Genomic DNA, 23,522 nt, shown 5'->3' with positions numbered 1-23,522 from the left:
GCATTACCCCTCAATTTCCAATATCTGATCGATTTCCTTTTGTTTCAGGACTTCTGCCAGATTGAGCATAATGAGCAAACGGTTCTCGCCAATTTTCGCTACGCCGCGCAAGTATTTGGCACGGATACCGCCGACGATTTCCGGTGGCGTCTCGATATTGTCGCTGTCGATATCGATAACATCGTTCGCGCTGTCAACGATAAAGCCGATTTCCACATCGCCTACCGCGACGATGATAATCCGGGAGTTCTCTGTCGATACCGATTCCTCCAACCCGAAACGGCCGCGAAGATCGATGACCGGAAGAACGACGCCACGTAGGTTTATTACCCCTTTAATGAAAGAAGGAACTTTCGGAACGCGCGTGATCGGCAGCATGCGCTCGATCGTTCTCACTTTGTCCACTTCGATTCCGTACTCTTCCTCACCAAGACCAAATACGATTACTTTCAATTCTTCGCCCATACGTAATCCCTCCTTATTTAATAAGCGCGTTCGGATCGATAATCAGCGCGACTTGGCCATCACCGAGAATCGTCGCTCCGGAGATCGCATCAATATTCGTTAAGTAATTGCCAAGGGACTTCAAGACAATATCGCTTTGCCCAATGAATTCATCGACCAGAATGGCACCCAGCTTCTCGCCTTTGCGAATGACGACGATCTCGGTCTCAGCCTCGCCCGCTTCGCTGAACGAAGGGCAATCGAGCACCTTGCTAAGGGACAGAACCGGGATAACGGAACCGCGGAACTCCATCATGAACGATTTGTGCACGGAGCGGATTTGTTCCTTGCGGATAATGCCGGTCTCGACGATCGAGGACAGCGGAATCGCATATTTCTCCGTACCAAGCTTGATAAGCATAGCAGAAATGATGGACAGCGTAAGCGGCAATTGAATGGAGAAAATGGAGCCTTTCCCCTCTTGCGACGTTACGCTCACATGACCGCCAAGCGAGGCGATCTTGGATTTTACGACATCTAGTCCGACACCGCGACCAGACAGATCTGAGATCTTGTCAGCCGTACTAAAACCTGGAGCGAAGATGAGCATGTTAATCTCGTTGTCCGTTAGACGCTTCGCTTCCTCCGGCGTAACGACGCCGTTCTTGATCGCAATTTGTTTAACCTTCTCGCGGTTAATACCGTTGCCATCGTCTTCAATCTCAATGAAGACGTTGTTGCCGCTATGGAAAGCGCGCAGATGTACGGTACCCTGCTCAGGCTTGCCGGCTGCTACGCGGGCTGCAATCGATTCGATGCCATGGTCGCAGGAGTTACGAAGCAAGTGGACGAGCGGATCGCCGATTTCGTCGATGACCGTGCGGTCCAACTCGGTCTCCGCACCTGTGATGACCAGATCGATCTTTTTGTCGAGCGACTTGGCAATATCGCGCACCATGCGCGGGAAACGGTTAAAGACGGATTCGACAGGTACCATCCGCAGCTTCAAAACGATGTTCTGGAGATCGCCGCTAACGCGAGCCATGTGCTCGACAGTCTCGGTCAAGTCGCTTCTGCGAATCTCGGTTGCCAGCTGTTCCAGACGAACACGGTCGATAAGCAACTCGCTGAACAAATTCATAAGTGCGTCAAGACGTTCGATATCAACGCGAATCGTCCGTGCTACCGGGCCGTTAGAAGCCGGACGCGCCTTTTCTTCTTTGGCCGGTTCCTGTTTGGCCGGTACGGCGGCCACTGGAGCCGCATTAACCACAGCAGCGGCAGCAGGAGGCGCTGCGGGCTGCTCGGCAGCCTGCTCGGCGCGACGACCAAGCTGCGCCAGCGTTTCGCGGTCCATCTGGGTAACGTCCGCACTTTCGATTTCCGATACGGATACAATGCCTTTATGAATGTCCTCTGCAGAAGCCGAGGAAATCATGAACACGGTGAAGGAACGATCGAACTTCTCTTGCTCAATGTCCTGTACGCTTGGATGAGATTTCACAATCTCGCCTGTACGCTCCAGGAAGTCGAAGACCATGTAGGCGCGAGCCGCTTTCAAAATACAGCCTTCGCTGACGTGAACAACGACATGGTAGACGGAAAGCCCTGAGTCCATTGATTGCATAAGAACCGAAGTCTGGAATTCGTCAAGAAGCGAAGCAGCTTCGCTCGCCGCGTCCGAAACTTGCGGCGTTTCTCCGGAAACTTCAACTGCCGCAGCCGCAGCAACCGGTGCGGAGGCTTGATTCTTGTAGTCGCCGGAAACAATGGATTTCAATGCCGTGACGATATGCGTCACATCCGCCTTGCCACTGCCCCCTGCGATTACATCCTGCACCATGTTCTCGAGTGCATCCAAGCTTTTGAACAGCGTGTCAAAAATAAAGCTGTCCATCTTCAGCTTGTTGTTGCGCACCAAGTCAAGGACGTTCTCCATCTCGTGCGTGAGAGCGGCGAGGTCTTCAAACCCCATCGTTGCCGACATCCCCTTCAGGGTATGAGCGGAGCGGAAAATAATCTGAACAATACTGACATCCTCCGGATCGCTTTCCAGACGCAGCAAATTCTCGTTGAGCGCCTGCAAATGATCGTTGGACTCATCAATAAACATCGATAAGTATGCGTTCATATCCATTGTGTAGCACCTCCTGTTAAGTGTTCATCGCGCTTGTCTAACGCCATTATTTCATGACTGCCTCTACGATTGCACTGGCAATTCTACCTAGCGGTACAACCGTCTTCGCAGCGCCCAGTTCAACGGCCGATCGCGGCATGCCATACACGACGCAAGTTTCCTCCGCTTCGGCGATTGCCGTCTTGCCGCCGCTTTCCATCAGTGCCTTCATTCCCTTGGCTCCATCGCTGCCCATCCCCGTCATAATTACGGAGTGGCGCGTGAGTTCGGTGAACGGCATGCAAGATTCGAACATGACGTCTACCGAAGGACGGTGTCCGCCTCGAGGCGGCTGCTCGTTAAGCCGGATATAATAGCCTTGGCTATCCTTGGCAAGTTCCATATGGGAGCCGCCTGGCGCGATATACACGACGCCGGCATAAACCCGCTCCCCTTGCGTTGCTTCGGTCACTTGCAACCCGCTGAACGAATCGAGTCGCTGTGCAAGCGAATGTGTGAATTTGGGCGGCATATGCTGCACGACAAGTACAGGCGCAGGCAAATTCTCCGGAAGGGCCGTGATCACTTCATGCAGCGCTCGCGGTCCTCCTGTCGAGGTGCCAATCGCAACCAAATGCCGGAACGATGAAGACTTAGCCGACTTCTTGAGTCGTGGAGCAACCGGCTCGTCGAACAGATCCGCAGGCATTGGTGCAGGTCTTGCTGGAACTGACGTCGGTTGTTTGACTTCCGGCTTGATGTCCGCTCTCGGTTTCGGTTCAAGCTTGGGTTTCGTATCAAGCTTAGGCTGCAAATCCGGCTTCGTCTCCAGTTTGGCTTTCGGCTCCAACTTCGGCTTCGGCACTTCGGTTTTCGGCTCAACTTTGGCTTCGACGCGAGGTTTGACCTCCGGTGCCGGCGTTGTCAGCTTCGGCTTGGCCGCAAGTTTGCTGTCAGCAAGTTTCGGAACAGCGAACGGTTTGTTTTGCATGTCCGGGCGCTTCGGCAACTCGGGCGTCTTGGCCTCTAACTTGGAAGGTTTCTCATGAATAGAGGGAGCAATTGCTCGCATAGACGGCAGTTCTTCTGCCTTTTCCTGGATTAATGAAGGCTCGACCGTCTCTTTGACGGGTTGAGCTTCTGGCTTGATCTCCTCCCGCTCGAGCTCTGGAGCAGCTTGGCGTACAACCGGCGGCTCGATCGGAACATCGATGAATTCGATCTTCTCAACCGGCTTGCGTTTGGTTTCCTTCAGCTCCTCCGTCGTCTCGGCGTCAGGCTCCACCGTTCCCGCTTCATCCACCGTCTCTGACTGCGCCGCTTGCTGCTTTCGGGAGAGCACGGCGATGTGCATCTTCTCGAGCAGCTGCTCTCCTACCGTCTGAATGTCCGGCGATGTAGGGCCTGCAGGCTTCCTGATAAAGTCAATCGCCCCGAACTGCAGCGCTTTGATCGTCATGCGGGTACCGTCGTCGCTCGTGCTGGACATCATGATCGTCGGCGTTGGATAACGCTTCATGATATGGACCAGTGCCTCCAGACCATTCATTTGCGGCATCTCCAGATCCATCGTTATGACATCGGGCTTGAATAACGCCGTCGCATCGAATGCTTCTTGCCCATTGGAGGCGGTGGCCACGATCTCGAACTGCTTATCCACCGATATCATGTCGCTGATGATTTTCCGCATGAACGGGGAATCATCCACGACTAGAACGCGATATAGTGCCATATACTGCTTCACTCCTCAAAGGATTACTTGGATCGTCTGAACATCTTGTGTATAAATCCTTTGACCCCGCCGCCTGCTGCAGGATCGCTTGGCATATTGCAAAACTGTCTTGCGATTGCCATAACGTCACGAGTTGCCTCAGAACTCGGATAAGCGAGTGAAAACGGAACTTGCCTTTTGACCGATTTGCCAACGTTCGGATCATCCTGGACGATGCCGAGGAACGGCAAGGTCGTCCCTAAGAAGCGTTGTGCGACAAGGCCGATCTTGTCGGCGGTCGCCTTGCCCTCTTTCAGATCTTGCGCCCGGTTGACGACCAGCTTGAAATTCACCTGATGGTCCATGCTGGTTACCATTTTGATCAGCGCATATGCATCCGTTATCGAGGTAGGCTCAGGAGTCGTAACCACGACCGTTTCTTGTGCAGCGACGATGAACTTGACGGTTTCCTTGGAAAGACCAGCCCCGGTGTCGAAGAGGATGAAATCATATTCACCGTGCAGCTTAACGATCTGCTCCTCGAAATAGTTCAGCTGCTCTTCCGACAGATCGAGCAAATCTTGGAACCCCGATCCCCCGGCAATAAAATGAACGCCGCTCGGGCCTTCCTGCACGATATCCCATATCGTCTTTTCCTGTTTCAACAAGTGGTACAGGTTGTAAGGAGCCGTGATGCCCATCAGCACATCGATGTTCGCCATACCGATATCCGCATCGAACACAAGCACTTTCTTGCCTAATTGCTGCAGCGCCAGCGCAAAATTCAAACTGAAGTTGGATTTGCCTACGCCGCCTTTTCCGCTTGTGATCGTGACGACTATCGTCTTGCGTGCCGTGTCCTCGTCCTGCTGCTGTTCATAGGTCTTGACCATGTGGCGCAGTGCTTCGGCTTGATCGTTCATTGCTCGTACGCCCCCAATAACTGCTCGACGTAAACATCGGTACGGAAGGAGGTGATATCATCGGGAACGGTCTGGCCATATGCGATATACGCCGGGCGAAGTCCGTATTGAAAGACAAGATTCAAGATGGCGCCATATGCACTAGTTTCATCCTGCTTCGTGTACAACACCTTCTCGATGCCATATTTTGCAAAATGCCCCGCGACGATCGACATGTCCTTGAATTTGCTCGTCAAACTGAGCACGAGGTAAGTCTCCGAACGGTCATTAGACTGCAGCAGACTGTTCACTTCCGACACGTACAGCTCATTGCGGAAGTTGCGACCGGCCGTATCCATAAAAATAAGTTCGCGATCCTCGAGCTGTTTGAACGCGCGCGACACCTCAGCCGGCGAGAACACCACTTCGAGGGGAACGTTCAAAATATTCGCGTATGTGCGCAGTTGGTCGACTGCGGCGATACGATAAGTATCCGATGTAATGAATCCAACTTTGCGGCCGCCCTTGAGCGTCTGCTCCGCCGCCAATTTGGCAATGGAGGTAGTCTTCCCTACACCGGTCGGCCCGACGAAATGCACGACGCGCGTATGCGGGCTAATGCCTTCCGCTTGCTTGCCGTTCATCCATTCGAAGATGATTTTCTTGGCCTCTTTCCACACTGCCTCTTGGCTAAGTTTCTCCGTATCTTGGCCGTCGAATGCCTCATGGATGGATGTAATCAATTTCTCGATCAGTTCGTTATTGACTTCTTGGTCAATCATTCGAACATGCAGCGCTTGAATCGCTGCAGGCATCCGGCTGAGCTGCTGCTGCTTCGACATCTTCATGATCCATTGCTTCATATCTCTAATTTCATCCAACAAATCGGCTTCTGCCATTTTCCGGTTGCTTTCGTTTTGCATAGCCGCTAGATTGCTGGCTTGTGTCATTCGCGCAGAAGCGTTGTAGGCCGCTGCCCCCTGTGAAGGAACAGCCTGTGGAGTATCGTCGTCCATAGGCGGCGATAGAACGGCCGTAGCCGCCCCATACGCCTCTCTCCTGATTGCCTGTTGCTGCGGAACTGCCGCTGCAGGAGGAACTTGTACAGGCGGAGCAGCAGGCCGAGGAGCAGCCTGTTGTCGCGGTGCCGGCGCAGGCTTAGGCGCTGCCGCTCCCGACTCCACCGCTGCAATGACCTCGAGCTTCTTTTTGGCAAACATCCCAAGGAAGCCGCCTGTACGAATTTCTTTTGTATTGAGGATGACCGCATCAATGCCTAATTCGCTGCGAATCATCGGAAGCGCTTCTGGCAGCGCGTTAACGATATATCGTTTTACCTTCATAGGTTCACCACCCCAATGCTCTGTACTTCAACGCTAGGCTCAAGCTCGCTGTAAGAAAGCACCGGTACATCTTGCATCGTCCGCTCCACGATCTGACGCAGATACATCCGAATCGTTGGTGATGCAAGTACGATCGGCTGGTTGCCAGCTTGAATTTGTCGGTTCACCTGTTCACTCAGCTTCTGATAGATCGATTGCGTCGAGATCGGATCAAGCGCCAGATAACTGCCCTGTTCTGTCTGCTGGACAGACTCTGCGATCTTCTTCTCCAGCGACGGTCCGACCGTAATGACGCGCATCGTATCGTTGTTCTGGGAGAACTGTTGCGTAATTTGCCTCGATAACGATTGTCTGACATATTCCGTCAAGATATCGGGGTCTTTCGTATAATGCCCTTGGTCGGCCAGCGTTTCGAAGATCGTGACCATATCGCGGATCGAGATCTTCTCGCGCAGCAATTTGGACAGCACCTTCTGAACGTCCCCGATGGATAGAATGGATGGAATAAGTTCGTCTACCAAGGCCGGGAAGCTTTCTCTTACATTGTCCACGAGTACCTTCGTCTCTTGACGGCCGATCAGCTCATGCGCATGGCGCTTGACGATCTCGGTCAGGTGTGTCGCAACGACAGACGGCGGGTCAACGACGGTGTAGCCGGACATCTCCGCACGTTCCTTCGTCGGTTCGTCGATCCACATCGCCGGCAATCCGAACGCTGGCTCGGTTGTCTCAATCCCGATGATCGAATCGTCATCGTAACCTGGGCTCATCGCCAAGTAATGGTTGAGGAGCAACTCGCCTCGGGCTACCGTATTGCCTTTGATCTTGATGACGTATTCGTTAGGTTTCAACTGAATATTGTCTCTTATTCGGATAACGGGAACGACAAGGCCCAGTTCAAGCGCACACTGGCGTCGGATCATGATAATCCGGTCGAGTAAGTCGCCGCCCTGCTGCGTATCCGCTAGCGGGATCAAGCCATAGCCGAATTCGAATTCGATCGGGTCAACCTGCAGCAAGCTGATGACACTTTCTGGACTGCGTACTTCCTCGATCTGCTGTTCCTCCTCCATGAGCTCTTGCTGCTGCTCTTGGCGAACGATGTTCTTCTGCATTCTGTATGCGGCAAACGCGATAATGCCCGCGAACGGCAGCGTCGAGATCGGGCCGATCGGCGTGAACAAGCCGAGCAGCGCGACCGTGCCCGCTACGATGTAGAGCAGCTTCGGATAACGGAGAAGCTGCGTCTGCAGGTCATACGCGAGGTTACCTTCCGATGCGGCGCGCGTTACGATCAAACCGGCCGCAGTCGAGATCAAGAGCGCCGGCACCTGGCTGACCAGACCGTCGCCGATTGTCAGAATCGAGAAGGTCTCGAGCGCAGTAGCGAAGTCCATACCGTGCACGACCATCCCGATAATGAAACCGCCGATCAAGTTGATGATCAGGATGATGATCGACGCAATGGCGTCACCTTTTACGAATTTACTCGCACCGTCCATCGAACCGTGGAAGTCCGCTTCCCGTTCGATTTTTTGCCGGCGTTCACGCGCTTGCGTCTCATTAATCAAACCTGCATTCAAGTCGGCGTCGATACTCATCTGCTTACCGGGCATCGCGTCGAGTGTAAACCTTGCGGCAACCTCTGCGACACGCTCGGAGCCTTTGGTAATGACGATAAATTGAACGACGACAAGAATGAGGAAGACGATAAAACCGATGGCGATTTGACCGCCTGCGACGAAGCTGCCGAATGTCTCGACGACATGGCCCGCTTCCCCTTTGGATAAGATATTACGGGTCGTTGACAGGTTCAGCGCTAATCGGAATAAGGTGGTGATGAGCAGCATCGCCGGAAAGATCGAGAAATCGAGCGCCTCTTTGGAATTCATCGCGATGAGCAAAATCATCAACGCCGTTGATATATTGATGACGAGCAATACGTCAAGCAGCCATATTGGAAGAGGAATAATCATCATAAGCACGATACCGATTATGCCGATCAAGATGACGAGGTCCTTCGTTTTCATTATGTTCCCCCTTCCGGTTATATCGTGGATTACTTCGCTCTCCCTTTAATTCTATATACATATGCCAGTACTTCCGCCACAGCCTGGAACAAGTCGGCAGGGACGACATCCCCGATCTCCGCCCTTGCGAAAAGCGCTCTGGCGAGCGGCTTATTTTCCATTGTTATGACGCCGTTCTCCTTCGCAATTTCCCGAATTCGGAGTGCGACGTTGTCAGCACCTTTGGCAACTATCGTAGGAGCTTCCATCTGTGAACCGTCATATCGAAGCGCAACGGCGAAGTGTGTCGGATTCGTAATGACGACGTCTGCTTTTGGCACATCCGACATCATCCGCTGCATCGCCATACGCCGCTGCCGTTCCCGGATCTTGCCTTTGATAAGAGGATCGCCCTCGGTCTTCTTGTACTCGTCTTTAATATCCTGCTGCGACATACGAAGGCTTTTCTCGTGCTCATATTTCTGGTACATGAAGTCGATTATCGCCAGAACGACCAGAATGGCTCCGATCGTGATGCCCAACTTCAAGATTAGGGATGCCGTATAGCTTAGCGTATTCGCCACGGGCACTTTGGCGAGATTCATAATCTCTTCGCGCGAAGTCCACAGCGTGTTGTAAACCAGGAAACCAATGACGGTCAGCTTAAGGATGTTCTTGATAAATTCAACCACGGAGCGCATCGAGAATATATTCTTGAAGCCGCTCATCGGATTGATTTTATTGAATTTCATCTTCAAGTTCTCACCGGTAAACAGAAATCCGATTTGGACAAATGTGCCTACGAGCGTGAACAACACCGCGATGCCGAAAATCGGAGCCAGCAAGAACATGCCTTGCACGGCAATATCCATAAGCAATACCATGATATTCTCAGTCGTCAAATCCATGGTAAGCTTGCTTTCGAACAGCGTGCCGAACATCCGGAGAATTCGTTCTTTATAGAAACTGCTCAGCATCATGAAGCAGAGAAACGCGAACAGCAGAATCAATGCGCCAGGCAGCTCCTGACTCTTCGCCACCTGGCCTTTCTTCCTCGATTCCTGCCTTTTCTTCGGTGTTGCTTTTTCGGTTTTCTCGCCGCTGAACAACTGCAAGTCAAGCGTCAAACGATAATTCTTCACGGTTCTTACCCCCTACTGAACCGTCTGGGTTTGGACGATTCCGAACAGTTCTTCGACCGCGTCGAACATGAGCGAGAAGATGTTCTCGAACAAGGAGACCAGTCCAGGCATCATGACGAGAAGCAGGAAGAAGCCGACGAGTATTTTTAACGGGACGCCGATGACGAACACGTTGTATTGCGGGGCTGTCTTCGCCAAGAAACCTAAACCAGCGTCTACCAGGAACATCGCCACAACGAGCGGTGCCGATAACTGCAATGCAAGCATAAATGTATCAGCAAACGTCCGCACAAGAAACGTTGAAATACTTCCATTGTGAATCCGTACGAACAGCTCATTGGAGATGGGAATCCATTCATAGCTCTTAATAAGCGCCGTAAGCATGTAATGATGTCCATTCATGGACAAGAACACGAGCGTGGCGATCATGAACTTGAAGTTACCCATCAGCGGCGTGGAAACGCCTGTCATTGGATCAATGACGTTGGCCATACCAAAACCCATCTGCAAATCGATGAATGCACCTGCAGTCTGAATAATGGTAAAGAACAGATATGCGGTGTAACCAAGCAGCAATCCCGCCAGTATTTCCCGAATGATCGCCAAGACATAGGTGGCGTCCGGTACGATCGTCTGCTTCAGGCCATAGCTGAGAAATACAAGCAGCGCAACCATGAAGCTAAGTCCGATCTTGAAGTTCGTCGGCACCGTTCGAGTCGAAAAGACAGGCGCGACGACGAAAAAGGCGGTAATTCGACAAAATATAAGCAAAAAAATAGGAAAACCTTCTAGGAACAATTCCATCAAAATTTCCTCGGCTTATCCGATATATTTATAGAGGTTGTTCAACAAGTTGTAAGTAAAATCAACAAGTGTATTCAATATCCATGGGCCGAAGATTAGGATGGACAACAGAACAGCCACAATCTTAGGAACGAAAGCCAAAGTCTGCTCCTGGATCTGTGTGGTAGCCTGAAAAATACTGACAATTAAACCAATAACAAGCCCGATTACCAGCATTGGAGCGCTTGCTTTCAATGTGGTATACACAGCTTGCCCGGCCAACCTAATAATAAACTCCGAACTCATGCTCCTATGTTCCCCTCCGACACGTTCGTCAAGTATTAAAACTGAGCAGCAGTGACTTGATGATCAAGTACCACCCGTCAACCAGCACGAACAGCAGAATTTTGAATGGCAAGGAAATCATTACCGGCGGTAACATCATCATCCCCATTGCCATGAGGGTACTTGCGACGACCATATCAATTACCAGGAACGGGATAAATATCATGAATCCCATCTGGAATGCGGTATGCAGCTCGCTGAGCGCAAATGCCGGCACAAGGACCGTGAGAGGTACGTCCGCATATGTCTTAGGCTTCTCCGTTTTCGTGTAGTTCAAAAACAGAAGCAAATCCTTCTCGCGCGTCTGGTTAAACATAAATTTCTTCATCGGATCCGCCGCTTTGTTCAGCGCCTGCGTTTGCGTGAGCTGGCCCTTCAAATAAGGCTGTAGCGCAACTTCATTCACTTGTCCAAGCGTTGGCGACATGATGAAGAAGGTCAGAAACATCGCAAGTCCAATCAATACCTGGTTAGGCGGCATCTGTTGGGTACCAAGCGATGTGCGGATGAAACCAAGCACAATTATGATCCTGGTAAAGCAGGTCATCATAACCAATATGGCCGGCGCGATACTGAGCACTGTGATCATTAACAGCAGCGAGAGCGCACTGGTACCCGGCTGTTCGTTCTCTCCGCCAACCGTAACGCTTACGTTAGGCAATGGATCGGCAGCAAAGGTGTGGTTATGAAAAAATAGCGCGGCAATCTGCAGCACATAGAGTGAAATGATGATTTTTTTGTTCATTCATCCAACAACCGATCATTTTGATTTTCATCCTTCAGCAGCGATTCCACCTTCTGCCGCTGGTCGGACTGCCTTTGCAGCCGCGATTGCAGCAACGACTGGAAGGAATCCGCTTCCTGCCACATTTGCTTCTCCTCTTCCTTGCCACGATTGCGTACCCGGTCGATCCAATCCTTGAAGGTTGCCGGCGTCCAAGGCTGCATCTGCTGTTGCTCAAGCGATTGCAGAATCGAACGTGCCTCTTCTGGATCATCGATCTTATCGATAAGAGAAATATTCTCTCCTACCCCAACCACGTACAAGCGGCCTGACAGGTCCAATACTTGCAAGGATTTGTTCTGCCCGAGCGGAATTCCGCCAAGTGAACGGAGTGAACGATTGCTTCCTATCATCCGGTTGCGTTGAGCCAGAAACTTAATGACAAGCACAATGAGACTTGTAACCAGCAGCAGGGCGAAAATGACCCAGATCAGGTAGCCTGTCATGTTCGTGTTCGCCATGACAGGCGACGGATCCGTGAGGTCGGTTGCCTCTGGGTCTGCCTGCGTTTCAGCAGCCGCTGCTGCAAGCGTAGGCAGCAGCGCGCTGATGGATGCAAGCCCTGCGGTAAGCAGGAATAACCGCTTCATATGAATTAACCAAGTGTCTTCTTGATGGCTTCGATGACGCGATCCGCCTGGAACGGTTTTACGATAAAGTCTTTCGCTCCGGCTTGGATAGCGTCGATAACCATCGCTTGCTGACCCATCGCGGAACACATGATGACTTTAGCATTACCGTCGAGCTTCTTGATCTCCTTGAGCGCTACAATGCCATCCATCTCAGGCATCGTGATGTCCATTGTGATCAGATCTGGCTTAAGCTCTTTGAATTTCTCAATCGCCTGCGAGCCGTCTTGCGCTTCGCCTACTACTTCATACCCATTCTTAGTCAAAATGTCACGGATCATCATTCTCATAAATGCTGCATCATCAACGATCAAAATACGGTTAGCCATAGTCTTTTCCTCCTAGAGTCACGCGTTAGTTATTGTAGTTTTTGAATACGATCCCACTGACTGACGATGTCGGTTACCCGTACACCGAAATTCTCGTCAATTACGACAACTTCGCCCTTCGCAATCAACTTATTATTCACCAAAATATCAACTGGCTCGCCGGCAAGCTTATCCAGCTCGATAATTGAACCTTGGGATAATTCGAGAATGTCTTTGATCTGCTTTTGAGTTCTACCTAATTCTACAGTGACTTTCAGTGGGATGTCGAGTAATAAATTCAGGTTGGATTCGTCCGTTTGACCTAGTCCGCCACCTTGCAGGCCGCCAAATTGAACAGGCTGCACGTTAACGTTACGGTTAGGCATTCCGCCATAGGTTTGAGGCGGCATCGCATAACCCGGAGCTCCGTAACCAGGCATTCCATATCCGCCTTGCATAGCCGCAGGCGGCATCATCGGCATACCAGGCTGTCCCGGTATTCCTTGAGGCGGCATCATCGGCATGCCTTGCGGATTCATCGGATATCCCATTGGTTGCTGCTGCTGATATGGATCATACGCTGGCTGCTGCTGATATGGATCATACATCGGCTGCTGCGCAGGCTGTCCTTGCGGCTGAACTGGCGCTTGAGCTGCTGCAGGAGGTGGCGTATGAGCTGCCGGTGCTGCGACAGCCGAAGCTGCGACTGGAACCGGTTCCGGCTCAGAAGCGCCGCCCATGAGCGTTGTCACCATCTCTTGCGCGAATGCGATAGGCAATAGCTGCATGATTTGCGAATCAATCAGGTCTCCGATCGTTAAGCGGAAAGCGATTTTGATGAACAGGTCGTCTGGCGGAAGACGGTCAACGCCCTCACCATTCGATACATTAAGGATGTCGATACCTGGAGGTGAAATATTCACGAATCGGTTAAAGATCGTTGACATCGACGTTGCCGACGAGCCCATCATCTGATTCATCGCTTCTTGAACGGCACTAACATGAATCTCGTTGAGTTCCTGACCGGGCTCTACGATACCCGTGCCGCCAAGCATCAAGTCTGCAATCGTCTGGGCGTCGGCAGTCTTGATGACCAGCGAGTTAATCCCTTGGAATCCATCGACGTATTTAACCGAAACAGCAACGTGCGGCTTCGGGAATTGATCTTCCAGCTCTGACCGCTTTATCAACGATACTTTAGGCGTCGTGATGTCGACTTTGCGGCCCAACAGCGTCGACAAAGCTGTAGCTGCGCTGCCGAATGTAATATTCCCAATCTCGCCGAGCGCGTCCTGCTCGATCGAACTCAAATACTCATTCAGCTCTTCCATCGGGCTGCTTGCCGATTTCGTCGTATCGGGCTCGTCGGAGGACTGACGCAGTAAGGCATCGATCTCTTCTTGCGATAAGTAGTCTTTACTCGTCATAACTTTCTTCCACTCCTTCGCTCTCGGTGAGTACTTGATCAATCTGAATCGCTAACCGTTCCTTGATCGAACCCGGGCTACCAATGTACTTCAGCTTATCCCCGACTTTAATATCCAAACCTTCGCCAATCGACTTGTTCAATGCGATTACATCGCCAACGCCAAGTCCAAGGAACTCCTTTACCGAGATGCTGGATTGTCCAAGCTCGGCAACGATAGGAAGTTTTGCTTTATTCACACGGTGGCGGAGAATCTCCACTTCTTCCGGCGCTCTAGTCTTCTTCTGAGAGACGAACCAATGGTGAACGGACAGACGAGACATAATCGGCTCAATGACCACATGGGGGATACATAAGTTGATCATGCCGGTCGTGTCGCCAATCTTGGTGCTAAGCGATATTAGAGCGATCGTCTCGTTCGGCGAAACGATCTGCATAAACTGCGGATTCGTCTCGAGCGCCTCAAGGCGAGGCGAGATATCGATGACGGTCTTCCATGCCTCTTGCAGGCTCTCGAAAGCCCGGCTGAAGATCCGTTCCATAATCGTGGTCTCAATCTCGGTCAGCGCATTAATCTTCGATGGCGCCGTTCCTTGTCCGCCGAGCAGCCGGTCAAGCATCGCATACGCGACGTTCGGATGAACTTCAAGCACCATTCGTCCTTCGAGCGGTTCCGCTTCGAAGATATTCAGGATGGTCATCTTCGGAATGGAGCGGATAAATTCATCATACGGCAGCTGTTCGACCTGAACGACGCTAATTTGCACGAACGTTCTAAGCTGGGCCGAGAAATAGGTTGTTAAAAAACGTGCAAAGTTCTCATGAATCCGCGTCAAACTGCGAATATGATCTTTCGAGAATCGGACGGCGCGTTTGAATTCGTAAGAACGAATTTTCCGCTGCGTTTCTTCCTTTTTCAGCTCTTCGGCATCCATCTCGCCGGATGAAAGGGCCGCGAGCAGGGCGTCGATCTCACTCTGCGATAAAACATCAACCAATGGTTTCCCCCCCTTTCAAGGATGCGTCAATTCGCCTAATTTAGATCTCGGTCACAATTTTATTGGTAATGGTTACACTCACAAGCTTACCTTCGCTCGATTCCTGTAACTTCGCATTAATCGCGTTCAACAGTTTCGATTTTAGCGCATCCGCACCTTTAGAACCACTGACTTCTTCTGGATTCGTATCGCTAAGCGTGCTGATAATAATTGGCTTGATCGCGAATTCCTTGATCTTCTCGAACTCTTCTTTCGTGTGCTCATTGTCAAGCTGGAATGCAAAGCTGAATACACCAATAAAGGATGGATCCGCCAGGTTCGTCTTAATATCGGTAATCTCACTTGTCACTGCGACCAGCTCGTCCGCGGAGATTTTCTCAACTTCAACATTCTTGACGCTCTCCGCTGCATGATTGTTCGTTTCCGCGCCGCTGCCGAGTATGTTGTTAAACAGTACGATAGCGACGACCGCGATCAAAGTAATGGCGAGCAAAATCGTAATCAGCCAAGGTAGCATTTTTTTCATCGTTAGGTTTCCTCCATTTGAACGTTCTTGATTGTCGCAGCATTAACGCCAATCGAACGCAGGTAAAGCAGCATGGAGGCTATGACTTCCTCCGCTTGTTCCCGCACCATATATTTCTTCCCTGTTGTAAGTGTAATCAATGTGTCCGGTGTTTCCTCGATCGTCTCGATAAGTAGCGCGTTCACATAGAAGGACTTACCGTTCAAACGCGTTACATGAACCATGATTCTCCCCCTAAACCTTTTGGGGAGGTTGTCCTCCCCATTGATCTTAGCTATCCGGTTCTACCGGTTATTCATGGATTATCGTTTCAGGCCAACAACTTCCTGCAGAATTTCATCCGATGTCGTGATGATACGGGAGTTCGCTTGGAAACCGCGCTGTGCAACGATCATCTCGGTAAATTCACCCGTCAAATCGACGTTGGACATTTCGAGCTGACCGGATACGATAGAGCCCGTTCCAGCTTCCGCGTCGCTAGCCGTCGTCAATGTTGCTTCACCATTAGGGTTTGCATTGGAAGTAATACGGAACAGGTTGCCGCCGATCTTCTCCAGACCATTCGGGTTAGCGACCTTCACGACGCCGAGCGAGAATTCGGTTGCAGCTGTCGTGCCGTCGGCGTTAACGGCCATGATCGTGCCGTCTTGGGAGATCGAGAACGATTTAACCTCTTCACCCAATACGATCGGCGCGCCGTCCGAGCTAAGGACGAACATCCCGTCGGAGTTCACGAGTTGGTTGTTCGCATCAAGCGTAAAGTTACCGGCACGCGTCAGATAAGGCACTTCCTGCGCGCCATCGCCTGTCGCCGTCACGGCGAAGAATCCGTCCCCATCGATCCGTACGTCTGTCGTAACGTTAGTCGTTACCGCACTGCCTGCCGTATGAATGGTGTCGATCGAAGCCGTGGCAACGCCAAGGCCGATCTGTTTCGCGTTAACGCCGCCAGTTGTCCCTTCGACTGGTGCAGTTACGCCGGATACGGTCTGGCTCAGAATATCTTTGAACATAACACGGCCGGCCTTAAAGCCCACTGTATTCACGTTCGCGATGTTGTTACCGATTACGTCTAGCTTCGTCTGGAAACCGCGCATACCTGATACACCGGAATACATCGATCTTAACATTCGTAATAACCTCCTGGTTATAGCTCGTAATTTTGGTAAGGACGCTTCAGTCGATCCGCGTCCATTGGCTTCCTTCATTGAGGTCCAGCCTATCGTAAAATTAAGGAATGATGACAGCACTATCGATTTTGGTGAAAACATTGCCTTTCAGCGAGCCGCCATCCATTGCGGTCACAACGGTACGGCTTGGAACATTGACGATCATCGCGACATCATTATAGATGACGAGCGAATCTTTAGCCCCTTTGGCAGCTGCTTGGTCGATCGCACCTTCTATTTTGTTTATTGTATCCGGTCCGAAGGAAATTCCTCGCTGCTTCATGCGCGTTTCCGCATGCTGGCTAAATTTCAAGACATTCTGATTCAACACATCCTGGAAACTGCCCGCTCCAGTCTGTTGATTGTAAAGCGACTTACCAAGCGTTCTCGGCGTAGCTCCCGTTAATCGAAGCTGGCCAATCGAGAGCGTATCACTCATTGGTCGTCTCACCGCCCTGGCCAATCGAGACGATCTCGTCGATCGGAATGTTGCTCGCGCCAACAACAGCGTACTGAATGCCGTCTCTCACCACGATGGATTCCACGACTCCGGACTCAACTGACGTGCCGGCTTCCGTGCTTTGGTACCAAGCCACTTCCTTACCGATCATACTCGAAGCTAACCCTAAGTTCTGGCTAAGCTTCCCCATGTTCTCGGACATATTCATCAACTGCTCGACCGAGGAGAACTGTGCCATCTGCGCAATGAAATCCGTATCTTGCATAGGCTGCATCGGGTCCTGGTTTTTCAGCTGCGTGACTAGGATTTTGAGAAATTCGTCTTTACCAAGCGTATTCGTTTTGGTCGCTGTCGTCGATGTGGTTTTGCTGGATGTGTAGCCAGTGGTTGAAATGGTATTCGACATCTCTCTTCACCTCCATTCTTATCAAGGCTGCTTCAAGGTTTAGGCGGTAGTGTTGATTTCTCGACCGTATCCAAGCGTTCGCGTTACGGCGCGCTCAACGGCCAGTTGTTCCATATCCGCTTCAAAATTGCCAATCTCACCTATCGATTGTTCGAAGGAACCGCCACGTTTGGAAGATTGCTGATCACGTGATTGCTGCCCGCCGTTTCCTTTGTGGAACATGTTAGACTCGAATGCGGCAGAGCTTTGCGTAACTTCAATTTTTTCCACCTGAAGACCTTGTGCTTGAAGTGAGCTTCTCAGCTGCGACATCTGGTTATCCAACATTTCCTTCGCACTTGCCGACTCCGCTACGAACAATGCGGTAAGCTGGCCGTTATGAACGGAGATGCGAACGTCAACTTGGCCAAGATGGGCAGGCGCAAGAGATAATGTAGCTTCATGAATGCCGCCGACTGTATTCACATTAAATTGTTTGACCATCATATCTTTCATGGTCTCCGCGAATTTTTGAACAGGAACCGGCTGTTGTACGACTACTTTGGCATTCGTTTCCGGTCTGCTTGTCGAATCATGAATCACGGTGTGCGTCTGGATACCGGCTTGATCTGCATCCACGGCAAGCTCGCCTTCAACCGGCGTTGATTCTGCACTCACTGCCTGTTCTTCCGTCGGAACGACATTCAGAATTCCTGCATGAAGCAGTTGCGCGCTCAGACGATTCAGATGCGTGTTGGCTGCTGGCGCATTAGACGCGTTACCTGTCTCAATCTCGCCTTGGACGGCTGCAGTATTCGGATCCGTTTGGTTGCCCCCATTGATCAACTGATCGAGCTTACCCACTTGCTTGCCGATTTCCTTCATCATGTCCTTGCTGATTGCGCCTGTTTTATCTTGCTGCAGAACCGCACGTAAGTCTTGAAGCATCCCTTGAAGAGCGCCGATTGCAGTGTTATCTCCTGTTGCGGTAGCCGTAACTTCTTGCTGTTGTTGCTGACTCACGAATGACTGTAACACAGGGATGTTCTCAAGAATAGCGAGAAGACTATCCAGTTGACTTAACGATTCATCCAATCGCTCGCCTGACAATGCCTCTTCTTCACCTTCGGTATCCACATTCGTCAATGATTCCAACAGGCTGTCTACAATCGAGATCAACTCTTCCGAAGAAGGGGTTTCGCCTGCCATCATGCTCGCCATAATTTTCTGTACGGTTGCTTGGACTTGCGTCTGATCCGCCGTCATGGCACCTGCGTTCTGAGCCTGTTCTCCTGTAGTCGCCGTGCCGGAGATCGATTGGTCTAATGCTTGTCCGAAAGCACCTTCGGTTCCTTTTGTACTGCCCGTATTACTTGTCGAAGGCTGCGATGTGTTCTGAGTTGCCAAGTTCATTGCTGCAATTTGCATCGTATATTTCACCTCCTCTCAAGGAATCTTATTTACCAGTCATCAGCTTGGAAACCAGTTGTGCCGTAATGCCTTCATTAAGGGAAGACATTTCCGACAGGATCGACGAACGAGTTCCGCTTTCTACTGCATTTAGGATCCGTAGCACTTTACTAGGACTCACCTCCGACATTTTGATGAGCAGCTCTGCTGCGCTTGCTGCAGACATACTCGAGAACGTTTCTTTCAACTGAGCCGTGTCGAGATATGAAGATGGTTCCGTCGTCGTAGTCGACTGTTTCTTCAGACGAGCTTGCAGCGCTGCGATCTGTTGATCTTTCGCCGAAGTCATATCTTTCAGCTTGATCGTCGCTTCCGCAGCTACGGCTGGCGTCATTTTCTCGAGCACCTTGGCTTGATCGTCTGTACGCATCGAGTTCAGTACGAGAACGGCCTCATCCAATTCCATTGCTTCGAGAATCGGGGCTGCTTTACTTGGCGACATTTTGGCATACGTATCAGCCAATGCTTTAATTTTCTCTGCGTACTGAGCGTCATCGAGCGCCGTGTCATCCTGTTGGGTGTTCAGCTGTTCGATCTGGCTTTGCAAATCTTTGATTTGCGTCTCCTGACTCGTTTGCTTGGCCGTAGCGGCTTGCAGAGCCGATTCTTTGGCAGCTAGCTGTTCTTTCAGCTTAGCGACCTCAGCATTGGCAACGGTGGCTGCAGCTTTAGCCTCTACCGCTTTTGTTTCCTCTGCGCCCTCTGCCGTGGTTTCTTCCGTCTCGACAGGTGCTGGCAACACCTGGTTCAAGAATGGGATCGATTCACCAACGGTCAGCACCTTGTTGCGCAGGTCAAAATTGAATAGCGTGAGCAGAACACCAAGCAGGACAATAGTGAACAAGATCGGTGTCACGAAGAACATGAACCTCTCAAACCCGCTGTACCCTTGCTTCTCCGCTTCCATTTCTGACACGAATAATCCCTCCTGTCGATCGTTGAACTCTTGTTGTCGTCATTAACGCGCTGCCGGAGCAACATAGCGTACGGTCGCAATCTCATCCAGTTCGTTCTGTTCTTGCAGCATAAGCACCGCGCGATATTGATCGAACGCTTTATCTTTCGCTTTCAGCCACACTTTTTCATCCTGCATTTTATCGGTCAAAAGGGAGCGTTTCAGCTCGACTTCCCTTTGTGCTTTTCGAATGTCGTTTTGCTTATTGGCGATCTGGGCGTCGATGTAGTCCACATAACGCTGCATGTTGAGCAGCTCGGCCAACGAGACGGTGCTGCTTGCTGCTTCCTGCAATCGTTCCATCCACATGTTCCTATCTTTCAGCAGCTCGCTAAGCGACCTCTCTTCTGCTTGCAGCTTACCTACTGCAGCGGAAAGCACGGATTCCGCATGCGACTTCTCGCTTGTCTTAAAATCAACGACTTTTTGATAGACGTAGGTAAACTTGGCCATTAACTACAATCAACTCCGATCGAAATCTTTGAGCAACGTGTCTATTGCTTCTTCATAACTAACTTTTTCCGTCGTCTTCTGTTTCGTAAAAGCATTGATCGTCCCGATCTGATCGATGGCCCGGTCAATTTCAACATTCGAACCTCTTTGGTACGCCCCGATATTGATCAGGTCTTCCGAATTCTTATACGTAGCGAGCAGCCGCTTCAATTCATTGGCCGCGTCCTGTTGGTTCTCAGGCACGATTTCTTTCATAACCCGACTGATCGAAGCCAATACGTCTATCGCCGGATAATGACCCTTCTGGGCTATCGCTCGGCTGAGTACGATATGTCCGTCGAGAATACCGCGCACGGCGTCAGCAATCGGTTCGTTCATATCGTCACCGTCAACGAGCACCGTGTAGAAAGCGGTGATCGAGCCACGAAGTCCGGTACCGGCGCGTTCAAGCAGTTTTGGCAGATTCGCAAAAACAGAAGGCGTATAACCGCGTGTAGCCGGCGGCTCGCCGATCGCAAGACCGACTTCGCGAAGAGCCTGTGCGTAACGGGTAACCGAGTCCATCATAAGCATGACATTCAGACCGCGATCGCGGAAGTATTCCGAAATACTGGTGGCAATGAGCGCTGCTTTCATCCGGATCAGCGCGGGCTGGTCAGAGGTAGCGACGATTACAACCGAGCGGGCCAAACCTTCCGGCCCTAAGTCCTTCTCCACGAATTCGAGCACTTCGCGTCCCCGCTCCCCGACAAGCGCAATTACGTTAACGTCTGCCGAAGTGTTACGGGCGATCATCCCGAGCAATGTACTTTTGCCAACACCGGAACCGGCGAATATACCGATACGCTGGCCTTCACCTACCGTGAGCAGACCGTCGATCGCACGAACGCCGACCGTAAGCGGCGTCTTGATCCGAGGCCTCGTAAGCGGGTTGCTTGGCTCATTATGCGTCGAATAATGCGGCATGCGAGCGGGAAGCTTGGAGCCGTCGAACGGCTGCCCCAATCCGTCGAGCACTTTACCGAGCAACTCCGAGCCGACTTGAACCGTGAGCGGCTTGCCTGTTCCGACAACGTCGCAGCCTGGCCCAATGGAGGCCAACTCGCCGAGCGGCATTAGGATCAGCTTGTTATCGCGGAAGCCCACGACCTCGGCCTTGAGCGGTTTTGCCGATTTGGTCGGATAAATATAGCAGACATCGCCAATGCTAGCATCAGGACCTTCTGACTCCACTGTCAGACCAATGACTTGCGTAACTTTTCCGTTGACGCGAACCGGATCGATCGGACGCATGTGCTCGATATATTTCATCGGGTCCAGCTTAAGCATGGTGATCTGCACCTCCATGGTGGTCATCTGCTTGCAAAGCCAACTCCATCAGCTGGCGTTTGATCTCGCCGAGTTGAGTATCGATACGGGCGTCGATGCTTCCGAATGCGGAACGAATGACGCAGCCGCCTTCCTTAACCGTTACGTCCGGCACGATTTGCAGCTCAGCTTGCGAATCGATCGATAGCTTCAGCTCTTCTTGAGCAGCTTGTATGAAAGCGAGTTCCGTTGGAGCCACGCACAGGGTGATTACGCCTTGTTCACGTCTGCGCTGCAGCGCCCTGCGAACAAACTCAATCATCAGTTCAGGCGACAAGCTCAGCTGCCTGCCGATAATTTTCTCGGCGATGGCGATACTGAGATCCACGACGAACGGCTCAGCTTCCTGAATGATCTCTTCCTTCATTCGATAAGCGCCCTCGAGGATCGTTTTGGCCTCGGACAAGGAAGTTTCCCATTGTTGCCGAATCTCTTCCTCGGCTTCTGTGCGACCTTCGTTGTAGCCTTGCTGATAACCGTCGCTTCGCATTTGTTCAAAATGCTGCAAATCAAGTTCCCGGCGTTCCTGCCACCACTGCTCAATCTCGGCATTGGCAGCTTCGTACATGCCCTGGATTTCTTGCGCTGCTTCCTCCATGCGCTGCTTGGCGAAGCTCTCGGCGTCATTGATGATTTGATCGCGCAACGAAACGGTTTCTTCATCCGGGCCAGCCGGGGTGTTTAGATCCTCCCCCGACTGGTTATTAGAGTAGTAGTTGCGAAACACTTCCAACCGTTTGAGGTCTTCTAATGAGACGACATGGGTGGACTTGAAAAGACTAGACAATGATATCATCTCCTCCGCCACGAGCGATGATGATCTCACCCGACTCTTCCAGTCGGCGAATCGTCGCTACGATGCGTGTTTGAGCTTCTTCAACGTCACGCAGTCTGACAGGACCCATGAATTCCATTTCTTCTTTGAACGACTCGGCCATACGTTTGGACATGTTCTGGAAGATCGCTTCCCGAACTTCTTCGCTTGCCACTTTGAGCGCCAGCTGCAGATCGGCGTTCTCGATGTCGCGGATAATACGCTGGATCGAACGGTTGTCGATGTTGACGATATCCTCGAACACGAACATGCGCTTCTTGATCTCTTCTGCCAACTCTGGGTCTTGAATCTCAAGCGAGTCGAGAATGGTTCGTTCTGTACCGCGGTCGACGCCATTGAGGATCTGTACGATCGACTCGATACCGCCCGCGCTTGTGTAGTCTTGCGTAACTGTTGCAGATAGCTTCTGCTCCAGGACTCGCTCGACGTGAGCGATAACTTCCGGCGAAGTGCTGTCCATAAGGGCAACGCGTCTTGCAACTTCTGCCTGCTTATCCTGAGGCAGCGAGGAAAGAATCGCAGCGGATTGGTCCGGCTGCAGATAAGATAGGACAAGCGCAATCGTCTGTGCGTTCTCGTTCTGAATGAAGTTCAGAATCTGGCTTGCATCCGCTTTGCGGGCGAAGTCGAATGGACGCACCTGCAACGTTGCTGTCAGACGATTGATTACTTCGAGCGCCTTGGACTCGCCAAGCGCCTTCTCCAGAATTTCCTTCGCATACGTTATGCCGCCCTGCGAAATATATTCTTGAGCCATACAGATCTGATGGAACTCGCTGAGGATCGTATCTTTATCCGTATTGTCGACCTTGCGTACGTTCGCGATTTCGAGCGTCAACTGCTCGATCTCTTCGTCACGCAAATGCTTGAACACCTGTGCCGACACTTCAGGACCGAGTGAAATCAGCAGGATGGCTGCCTTCTGGCGACCACTAAAACCAGCAGTTGCTTTTACCATGCG

General features: G+C 51.4%; 25 protein-coding genes. All 25 read right to left on the bottom strand.

Annotated elements, in window-relative coordinates; all coding sequences use genetic code 11:
* Window positions 1-3 precede the first annotated feature (3 nt).
* Window positions 4-465: a chemotaxis protein CheW gene (locus tag FHS18_RS07190; RefSeq protein WP_183598434.1), complete on the bottom strand. Its 462-nt coding sequence runs from the start codon at window positions 463-465 to the stop codon at window positions 4-6.
* Window positions 466-478: 13 nt separating this feature from the next.
* Entirely contained in the window at window positions 479-2,581 is a 2,103-nt protein-coding gene (locus FHS18_RS07185; protein WP_183598432.1) for a chemotaxis protein CheA, read from the bottom strand.
* Between the two features lie 46 nt (window positions 2,582-2,627).
* Window positions 2,628-4,292 (bottom strand): chemotaxis protein CheB, encoded by a 1,665-nt coding sequence (locus FHS18_RS07180; protein WP_183598430.1) that lies wholly within the window; start codon window positions 4,290-4,292, stop codon window positions 2,628-2,630.
* Between the two features lie 23 nt (window positions 4,293-4,315).
* Complete coding sequence (locus FHS18_RS07175; protein ID WP_183598428.1) at window positions 4,316-5,194, bottom strand: MinD/ParA family protein; 879 nt, start codon at window positions 5,192-5,194, stop codon at window positions 4,316-4,318.
* Window positions 5,191-6,516 (bottom strand): flagellar biosynthesis GTPase FlhF, encoded by a 1,326-nt coding sequence (gene flhF / locus FHS18_RS07170; protein WP_183598426.1) that lies wholly within the window; start codon window positions 6,514-6,516, stop codon window positions 5,191-5,193. The genes FHS18_RS07175 and flhF overlap by 4 nt, the downstream gene beginning before the upstream one ends.
* Window positions 6,513-8,546: a flagellar biosynthesis protein FlhA gene (gene flhA / locus FHS18_RS07165; protein WP_183598424.1), complete on the bottom strand. Its 2,034-nt coding sequence runs from the start codon at window positions 8,544-8,546 to the stop codon at window positions 6,513-6,515. Before flhA ends, flhF begins: the two co-directional genes overlap by 4 nt.
* Window positions 8,547-8,575: 29 nt before the next feature.
* A complete protein-coding gene (flhB, locus tag FHS18_RS07160; RefSeq protein ID WP_183598422.1) occupies window positions 8,576-9,667 on the bottom strand; it encodes a flagellar biosynthesis protein FlhB in 1,092 nt (363 codons plus the stop codon).
* A gap of 12 nt (window positions 9,668-9,679) precedes the next feature.
* The gene (fliR, locus tag FHS18_RS07155) at window positions 9,680-10,471 is read right to left on the bottom strand and encodes a flagellar biosynthetic protein FliR (protein ID WP_183598420.1); all 792 of its coding nucleotides are present in this window, start codon (window positions 10,469-10,471) and stop codon (window positions 9,680-9,682) included.
* Between the two features lie 15 nt (window positions 10,472-10,486).
* On the bottom strand, window positions 10,487-10,756 hold the full coding sequence (gene fliQ, locus FHS18_RS07150; protein ID WP_183598418.1) for a flagellar biosynthesis protein FliQ: 270 nt from the start codon (window positions 10,754-10,756) through the stop codon (window positions 10,487-10,489).
* 28 nt (window positions 10,757-10,784) lie between these two features.
* On the bottom strand, window positions 10,785-11,540 hold the full coding sequence (gene fliP / locus FHS18_RS07145) for a flagellar type III secretion system pore protein FliP (RefSeq protein ID WP_183598416.1): 756 nt from the start codon (window positions 11,538-11,540) through the stop codon (window positions 10,785-10,787).
* Entirely contained in the window at window positions 11,537-12,169 is a 633-nt protein-coding gene (locus FHS18_RS07140; RefSeq protein WP_183598414.1) for a flagellar biosynthetic protein FliO, read from the bottom strand. Before FHS18_RS07140 ends, fliP begins: the two co-directional genes overlap by 4 nt.
* 5 nt (window positions 12,170-12,174) lie before the next feature.
* Window positions 12,175-12,537 carry a response regulator gene (locus FHS18_RS07135; protein WP_183598412.1) on the bottom strand — a complete coding sequence of 121 codons (363 nt, stop codon included), beginning with the start codon at window positions 12,535-12,537 and terminating at the stop codon, window positions 12,175-12,177.
* 29 nt (window positions 12,538-12,566) lie between these two features.
* Window positions 12,567-13,943: a flagellar motor switch phosphatase FliY gene (fliY, locus tag FHS18_RS07130; protein ID WP_183598410.1), complete on the bottom strand. Its 1,377-nt coding sequence runs from the start codon at window positions 13,941-13,943 to the stop codon at window positions 12,567-12,569.
* Window positions 13,933-14,940: a flagellar motor switch protein FliM gene (fliM, locus tag FHS18_RS07125; protein WP_183598408.1), complete on the bottom strand. Its 1,008-nt coding sequence runs from the start codon at window positions 14,938-14,940 to the stop codon at window positions 13,933-13,935. The genes fliY and fliM overlap by 11 nt, the downstream gene beginning before the upstream one ends.
* 40 nt (window positions 14,941-14,980) lie before the next feature.
* Window positions 14,981-15,466 carry a flagellar basal body-associated FliL family protein gene (locus FHS18_RS07120; protein ID WP_183598406.1) on the bottom strand — a complete coding sequence of 162 codons (486 nt, stop codon included), beginning with the start codon at window positions 15,464-15,466 and terminating at the stop codon, window positions 14,981-14,983.
* A gap of 2 nt (window positions 15,467-15,468) precedes the next feature.
* Window positions 15,469-15,690, bottom strand: coding sequence for a flagellar FlbD family protein (locus FHS18_RS07115; RefSeq protein ID WP_183598404.1), 222 nt, complete (start codon window positions 15,688-15,690; stop codon window positions 15,469-15,471).
* A gap of 78 nt (window positions 15,691-15,768) precedes the next feature.
* The gene (flgG, locus tag FHS18_RS07110) at window positions 15,769-16,596 is read right to left on the bottom strand and encodes a flagellar basal body rod protein FlgG (RefSeq protein ID WP_183598402.1); all 828 of its coding nucleotides are present in this window, start codon (window positions 16,594-16,596) and stop codon (window positions 15,769-15,771) included.
* A 100-nt stretch (window positions 16,597-16,696) separates the two neighbouring features.
* On the bottom strand, window positions 16,697-17,074 hold the full coding sequence (locus FHS18_RS07105) for a TIGR02530 family flagellar biosynthesis protein (RefSeq protein WP_183598400.1): 378 nt from the start codon (window positions 17,072-17,074) through the stop codon (window positions 16,697-16,699).
* Entirely contained in the window at window positions 17,067-17,501 is a 435-nt protein-coding gene (flgD, locus tag FHS18_RS07100) for a flagellar hook assembly protein FlgD (protein ID WP_183598398.1), read from the bottom strand. Before flgD ends, FHS18_RS07105 begins: the two co-directional genes overlap by 8 nt.
* A 39-nt stretch (window positions 17,502-17,540) precedes the next feature.
* Window positions 17,541-18,908: a flagellar hook-length control protein FliK gene (locus FHS18_RS07095; RefSeq protein WP_183598396.1), complete on the bottom strand. Its 1,368-nt coding sequence runs from the start codon at window positions 18,906-18,908 to the stop codon at window positions 17,541-17,543.
* A gap of 28 nt (window positions 18,909-18,936) precedes the next feature.
* Complete coding sequence (locus FHS18_RS07090) at window positions 18,937-19,857, bottom strand: MotE family protein (RefSeq protein WP_221401237.1); 921 nt, start codon at window positions 19,855-19,857, stop codon at window positions 18,937-18,939.
* 51 nt (window positions 19,858-19,908) lie between these two features.
* Window positions 19,909-20,358, bottom strand: a complete 450-nt coding sequence (fliJ, locus tag FHS18_RS07085) for a flagellar export protein FliJ (protein WP_183598392.1) — start codon at window positions 20,356-20,358, stop codon at window positions 19,909-19,911.
* A gap of 9 nt (window positions 20,359-20,367) precedes the next feature.
* Entirely contained in the window at window positions 20,368-21,687 is a 1,320-nt protein-coding gene (gene fliI, locus FHS18_RS07080) for a flagellar protein export ATPase FliI (protein ID WP_183598390.1), read from the bottom strand.
* On the bottom strand, window positions 21,680-22,513 hold the full coding sequence (locus FHS18_RS07075) for a FliH/SctL family protein (RefSeq protein ID WP_183598388.1): 834 nt from the start codon (window positions 22,511-22,513) through the stop codon (window positions 21,680-21,682). The genes fliI and FHS18_RS07075 overlap by 8 nt, the downstream gene beginning before the upstream one ends.
* On the bottom strand, window positions 22,506-23,519 hold the full coding sequence (fliG, locus tag FHS18_RS07070; RefSeq protein WP_183598386.1) for a flagellar motor switch protein FliG: 1,014 nt from the start codon (window positions 23,517-23,519) through the stop codon (window positions 22,506-22,508). Before fliG ends, FHS18_RS07075 begins: the two co-directional genes overlap by 8 nt.
* Window positions 23,520-23,522 lie beyond the last annotated feature (3 nt).

The organism is Paenibacillus phyllosphaerae (assembly GCF_014192105.1).
Lineage (GTDB): Bacteria > Bacillota > Bacilli > Paenibacillales > Paenibacillaceae > Paenibacillus_Z > Paenibacillus_Z phyllosphaerae.
This window is presented reverse-complemented; position numbering and strand designations above follow the sequence as displayed.